The organism is Pseudarthrobacter sp. NKDBFgelt, assembly GCF_046097905.1.
In the GTDB taxonomy this organism is placed as follows: Bacteria; Actinomycetota; Actinomycetes; order Actinomycetales; family Micrococcaceae; genus Arthrobacter; species Arthrobacter polychromogenes.
The window spans coordinates 1-5,421 of record NZ_JBJURL010000131.1; the positions used below are offsets into that span (position 1 = coordinate 1).

At 69.4% G+C, this 5,421-nt stretch carries 10 protein-coding genes; 3 read left to right on the top strand and 7 right to left on the bottom strand.

Translation table 11 applies throughout. The features are described 5' to 3' along the window. Positions 1-175 precede the first annotated feature (175 nt). Positions 176-328, bottom strand: coding sequence for a hypothetical protein (locus tag ACKAE7_RS20325; protein WP_188813397.1), 153 nt, complete (start codon positions 326-328; stop codon positions 176-178). Between the two features lie 189 nt (positions 329-517). On the opposite strand from ACKAE7_RS20325, the gene ACKAE7_RS20330 reads away from it, so the two are divergent. Continuing rightward, positions 518-883, top strand: a complete 366-nt coding sequence (locus ACKAE7_RS20330; RefSeq protein ID WP_400641365.1) for a cupin domain-containing protein — start codon at positions 518-520, stop codon at positions 881-883. A 138-nt stretch (positions 884-1,021) separates the two neighbouring features. Continuing rightward, positions 1,022-1,924, top strand: coding sequence for an alpha/beta fold hydrolase (locus tag ACKAE7_RS20335; RefSeq protein ID WP_408980140.1), 903 nt, complete (start codon positions 1,022-1,024; stop codon positions 1,922-1,924). Positions 1,925-1,979: 55 nt separating this feature from the next. Here the strand turns inward: ACKAE7_RS20335 and ACKAE7_RS20340 are convergent, their stop codons facing one another. The 6 genes from ACKAE7_RS20340 to ACKAE7_RS20365 all read right to left on the bottom strand — a co-directional run bounded on the left by ACKAE7_RS20340 (position 1,980) and on the right by ACKAE7_RS20365 (position 4,903). Then, a complete protein-coding gene (locus tag ACKAE7_RS20340; protein ID WP_174178043.1) occupies positions 1,980-2,588 on the bottom strand; it encodes a flavodoxin family protein in 609 nt (202 codons plus the stop codon). Between the two features lie 100 nt (positions 2,589-2,688). After that, positions 2,689-3,030 carry a hypothetical protein gene (locus tag ACKAE7_RS20345; RefSeq protein WP_408980141.1) on the bottom strand — a complete coding sequence of 114 codons (342 nt, stop codon included), beginning with the start codon at positions 3,028-3,030 and terminating at the stop codon, positions 2,689-2,691. Next, positions 3,027-3,650 carry an anti-sigma factor family protein gene (locus ACKAE7_RS20350; RefSeq protein WP_408980142.1) on the bottom strand — a complete coding sequence of 208 codons (624 nt, stop codon included), beginning with the start codon at positions 3,648-3,650 and terminating at the stop codon, positions 3,027-3,029. The genes ACKAE7_RS20345 and ACKAE7_RS20350 overlap by 4 nt, the downstream gene beginning before the upstream one ends. Continuing rightward, complete coding sequence (locus tag ACKAE7_RS20355; protein WP_408980143.1) at positions 3,647-4,240, bottom strand: RNA polymerase sigma factor; 594 nt, start codon at positions 4,238-4,240, stop codon at positions 3,647-3,649. Before ACKAE7_RS20355 ends, ACKAE7_RS20350 begins: the two co-directional genes overlap by 4 nt. Before the next feature lie 126 nt (positions 4,241-4,366). Continuing rightward, on the bottom strand, positions 4,367-4,564 hold the full coding sequence (locus ACKAE7_RS20360; RefSeq protein ID WP_408980144.1) for a CsbD family protein: 198 nt from the start codon (positions 4,562-4,564) through the stop codon (positions 4,367-4,369). A 120-nt stretch (positions 4,565-4,684) separates the two neighbouring features. Next, positions 4,685-4,903, bottom strand: a complete 219-nt coding sequence (locus tag ACKAE7_RS20365) for a hypothetical protein (RefSeq protein ID WP_408980145.1) — start codon at positions 4,901-4,903, stop codon at positions 4,685-4,687. Between ACKAE7_RS20365 and ACKAE7_RS20370 the strand changes: the two genes are divergently transcribed. Further along, on the top strand, positions 4,893-5,258 hold the full coding sequence (locus ACKAE7_RS20370; RefSeq protein ID WP_408980146.1) for a hypothetical protein: 366 nt from the start codon (positions 4,893-4,895) through the stop codon (positions 5,256-5,258). The genes ACKAE7_RS20365 and ACKAE7_RS20370 overlap by 11 nt on opposite strands. Positions 5,259-5,421: the final 163 nt, after the last annotated feature.

Here is a 5,421-nt window from a genome sequence, read left to right on the forward strand (position 1 = left end):
CCCCGGGCGGGCACGGCAGTGCGGGCTGCCGTGCGGTCCTGCCCAGTTGGTCAGGGGGCCATGCCCACCTGGGCCGGGACACGCCGTCGTTCGCGGCGCGCCGCCAGGGTGCCCCGGGAAGTAACCGGGCAGGAACGCACGACGGCGTTGCCCACCCCGGGCGGGTATAGCAGGGTCAGGCCCTGGTGTTGCGCTTCAGCCAGCCCCAGACGGCGGTGGCCGCGAACAGCACCAGGCCGATCAGCGCCAGCCACAGCAGCCCCTCGATAACGAAGCCCAGGATGGACAGAACGAGCCAGATAATAAGCAGTGTGATGATGAGTCCCATCCCGGAAGCCTAGCCGTGATCGCCGGTGGCAGGACATACTGACACGGCCCACCCGCGGGCGCACGCTGATAGCGCTGGGTGCCAGTGGCTGGCGGCCGCGGCCCACCGCCGGCCCGCCAACCGAAACCCGGGGCTGTCTGGGCGCTCCGGATGCATAGTTTCCACACCCTTTCCTGTCAGGAGAAGGAAATGACCGTCAACGCCCTGGAAGCCAAATCATTCGACCAGCCCGATGAAAAGCGCCGCCCGCCCAAGACCCAGGTGGACGTGGTGAACCTCGGTGACACAACGCTCGGCAGGTTCACCTTCGAGCCGGGCTGGCGCTGGTCCGAGACCGTCAAGACCGTGGTCCACACGGACACGTGCCAGGTGAACCATGTGGGGATCTGCGCCGCCGGAACACTGACCGTGGAAATGGAGGACGGATCGCGGGCCACGGTCAGCCCCGGCCACGCGTACACCATCCCGGCCGGCCATGACGCCTGGGTTGAGGGCGATGAGGCGTTCGTTGGCTACGAGGTCATGAGCGCAGCCACCTTCGCCAAGCCTGCCTGATGCCGGGCGGCTGTGCGCGTCCCTGGTAGAAGGGCTTCCGGGGCGCGGGACATCGCGGATGCCGCGTCCCGGAAGAAGCCGCGGTGCTGGTTGCGAAGGCTCGGCATCGCCGCGCTTGTGGCGCTTGGGCTGCTTCTAATGTCGACGGCGATCAACGCGGCCATGGAGGGGGCGGAGAAGTCGAGCATGCCTGCCTACGGCGAACGGGTCCCGGTAAGCGGCGCTGCCCTTAACGTGTACCGGAACGGGGGAGAGGGTCAGCCGATTGTCCTTCTCAGCGGCCTGGGCACCCCGGCTCCGGGCCTTGACTTTGCCCCGCTGGTCCGCGAGCTGGGCGGCTTTGACGTCCTGGTGGTGGAGGGCCTGGGATACGGCTACAGCGACATGGACGGGCCTCCGCGAAGCAACGAAAACATCAGTAGCGAACTGCACGAAGTCCTGGCCAGTCTCCAGGTCAGGCAGCCGTATGTCCTGGCGGGGCACTCCATTGCCGGCTTCTACATGCTGGACTACGCCAACCGGTACCGGGCGGAATTGTCCGCGGTGGTTGGCATCGATGCGACCATCCCGAAACCAGGGGAGGGGCAGGTTCCGGAACCGGAGCCGGGCTTCAGCGTGGAACGCGCCCTGGCCGCCACAGGGATCGTGCGCGCGGTGACCTTTGTGGCCCCCGGCTTGCTCGATCCGGACAGTGACGCCTACACCGACGATGAGCTGCACCGCATGCGCCTGATGATGAGCTGGAACTTCGGCAACCCGGCCGTGGCCGACGAGACAGCCCGGTTAGCCAACAACGCGGCAGCCTTGAGGGGCGTGACATACCCGAGTGACCTGCCGGTCCTTGCCTTCATAGCCGATGAAAGCGACGACTCGTCAGCCACCAAGACGGAGTCGGCCCGGAACCTGCTGGCGAACGTGGACCGCCACGAGATTGTGCCACTGCAGGGCCATCACTATCTGCACTGGACCCAGTCCCGGCGGATGGCGGAGGAGATCCGGGCGTTCCTGGGGAGCGGCGGCGGGCAGCCGCCTGCCAGCTAGGCCGGCGTAGCGAACCCAGGCGGGCACCCACCCCCGGCAGCCCGCCGTCGCCCCTTTACCCCGCGGGATACTGCGACGTGCGGAGGAATCGGGCCAGGTGCGCTGCGTTCCGGGCCGCGCCGGCGGTAGCGGAGGCCACCTTCTCGGGCACGGCCTTCAGGTCCTTGTAGTCCACGGTCTGCATGGCCTCGCCCACCCAGTACGTGGCGCCCTGCGCCGGGAGGGTGAAGCCGACGTCGTTCAGGCCCTGCTGCGTGTCCGCCACGGTCTTGTGGGCGCCGTCCTCGTTGCCCACCACGGCCACCACCGCAACCTTCCCGTACATGATGGGCCGGCCCTCGTTGTCCGTCTCCGCAAGGTCCGCATCGAGCCGTTCCATGACCCGCTGCGTGATGCTGCTGGGGTGCCCCATCCAGATGGGCGTGGCGATCACCAGGATGTCCGCCGCCAGGATCTTGTCCCGGATGCCCGGCCACGCGTCGCCGTCGCCCATGTCCACCTGGACGCCCGGCATCACGTTGTGGTCCACCACCCGCAGCGACGTCCCGCTCACGCCGTGGGTAGCCAGCTCGTCCAGCACGTGGCGGGCCATGAGCTCGCTGCTGGACGGCGCCGGGGAGGGGGTGAGGGAGCAAATCAGGGCAAGTGCGGTGAGGTCAGCCATTGTTCGTCCTTTGCTGTGGTTTGCTTTGGTCTGCAGTTAGTGCCACCGGTGGTTCGGGGCCGGCGGCCGGCTGGACTGCCCGGTGCGCTGCCCCAGGGTCTTATCCGTTTCCGGACGGGACCATCGTCACGATCACCACGTGAACCTGCACCGGCTGGGGAGCGAGGTGGCGGCGGATGGCGCCGGCGACGGACCGGGCAACGTCGGGCCCGTTGTCCGCTGCCACGCCAATGCGCGCCGTGACGCGCAGCCCGTCGTCGGAAGGTACGACGTCGATGTGCGGCACAGGCTCCTTCGCCACCGCCGCCATCACCTGGCGGAGCGGACGCGCCGGGTAGGTGGCGCTGACGCCGTCGACGGCGAGGACTGCTTCCTGCAGCTGTGCCGCCAGTCCGGCGGGCACCTGCGTGCGTCCCGGCTGGGGGACCAGGGCTTCAGTCATGGCTTCTCCTGGGGAGGGGTCTGATCCACCGGTCCAGTCCCCGGGCCCGCAGGCTGGGGCTCCAGGACGTCGGTGATGGTGATGTCGATCGAGGTGATGTTGAGTTCGGTCTGTACTGCCAGTTCGCGGGCGAGCTGCCGGCGCAGGCTGCGGGCGCGTTCCTCCAGCGGATGCCCGAAGACGATGGCCAGGTGGACCTCCACGGTGACCTCGGCTCCCGGCGTGGTGACGTCCCCGTGGAGGCGGCACCGCCCTGCCGTGGTGCCGGGGAGGGTGTCCGCGATGGAGCGGATGAGGGCTGAGACGGCCCCCTCGGTCTGCGACAGGGTGTCGTCGGGGTGGCCGCCGCGCAGGGGGATGCTCCTGCCCGGCCGGAGCTCCAGGGCCAGGTTGCCCAGGATCTTCTGCATCCAGCCGTCGGTGCCTTTTCCGGCGTCGGCAACATCGGCGTCGAGCAGTTCCTGGCCAAGGCTGGAGAGCCGCCGCAGCGAGGCCAGGCCGGCCTGGCACTCGGGGCAGCTGTCCAGGTGGGCCGGGTCCTGTAGTTCTCCTGTGTCCAGGTAATTGCTGAGTTCCGCGAGATCGTGCCCGCAGTCGAACGTGCCGTTCGGGGTGCTCATCGCCATTCCTCCATTGTGCTCGCCAGGGCAATCCGTGCGCGTGCCAGCCTGCCGCGGACACTGTCGGTGCTGATGTTCAGCGTCCGCGCAATGTCCTCATAGCTCTGGCCGTTGAACTCCTTGAGCACCCAACATCGGCGCTGCTCCTCCGGGAGCCGGGAGAGGGCCGCCTTCAGCGCCTCAACCCGGGACCCGTCCAGCGCCGCCGCCTCGGGATCCGGCCACGAGCCCGCGCCGTCCGGCCTGCGGCTGTCCGTGGTGGTTTCGACGGCGTCCAGCCCGGCGTCGTAGCGGCGCCTGCGCAGGTGGTCGATGCTGCGGCTGCCGGTGATCCGCATCAGCCAGCCCTTGACGGCCGCCGGCTCCCGGAGCGAGTCCAGCTGGTTCCAGGCCTGGATCAGCGCGTCCTGGACAATGTCGTCCGCATCGGCGGTGGAGCCCGTTAGCCGCCGGGCACTGGCCCGCATGAGCGGACCGTGGCGCCGGGCGAGGGCCTCGAAAGCCGCTGTGTCGCCGTCGGCTGCCCGGCCGGCCAACAGTGCGTCCGGCACGAGGTCGAGTTGGTGCGGAGCCGCGGGTGATCCACTCACTTCTTCTGCTTTCATCGGGCGTCGTGAGACGGGGTGTTGGGGTGGGTGCTGCCGGGGGACTGGTCTTGTGCAGGCCGGCTGGGGGAGAGCCGGCGGATGCGGGCCGGCCTCCCCGGCGCGGGAGCGTCAGTCCTTGCTGAAGCCGTCCTTCATCTTCCGGGCGGCGTCCTTGACCTTCTCCCCGGCATCCCTGAGCTTGGCTTCGGCCTGGTCCTGCTGGCCGCCCCGCTCCAGGCGTTCGTTGCCGGTGAGCTTGCCCGTGGCCTCCTTGGCGGCGCCCACGTGGTTGGTCACTGCGTTGTTGGCCTTGTGGTCGATTCCCATGGTCATTTCCTTTCGTCCATCACCGCGGCTGCGGCGAGTATTCGGTTAGAGCGGGGTGGAGCGAACGTCGTGGAGCACAGCTGGTGGTGCAGAAGACGTGTCCGGAACGGCCGGGAAGGGCTACTGCACCCTGCCCCGCCGTGCCGTGGCGGTCCGGGCGCCGCTGGTGATTCGGACCAGGACCGGGATCTGATCGCCCAACCAGGCATCAATTCCTGTCACCAGTTCCTCCGCCATCCCGGCAAGATCGCTGGGGGAGGCGCCTGGGCGTGCCTGGAGCCGCAGCTGGAGCCCCGTTGCGCGGGGGAGTTCCCATGCGGAGACTGCTGTGGCAACCACCAGGTGGTTGTCCGCCGTGGCGTTCTTTACCGCCGCGGAGACCAGCCCGACGTCCACCACCGTGGTGCCGCGCCGGGCCCTGGCCAGCGACCGCTGCGCCGTGGTGGTGGACAACGACGTGATCGCCTCAGCCGTCTCCCGCGCCGTGCAGCTCAGCTCCGGCGTCGCCCCGGGCCAGGTGACCACCACCGTGGCCGGACGCTCCGCCCGCGTCCAGGTGCGGCCGACGTCGGGCCTTGCCCTGGATGCCGGCGCCCTCACCGCCGCTGCCAGCAGCGAACTGGCGCGGTACGGACTGGCCACGCGCATCACCCCAGCGGTGCGCGTGGCCAGCAGTGGGGCGGTGGGGCAATGAGGAGAACCAACCGCGCCCTCAACCGGACCCTATTGATCGTGCTTGGGCTCCTCTTGGTGGCCGTGGGTGCGCTGGTGGCGGCGGCCGGGTTCCTGCCCGCCGTGGCGGACGCCTGGGCTGCCACCGCGTCCACGCTCCTGGGCCAGGCATCCGCCCTGCTGGG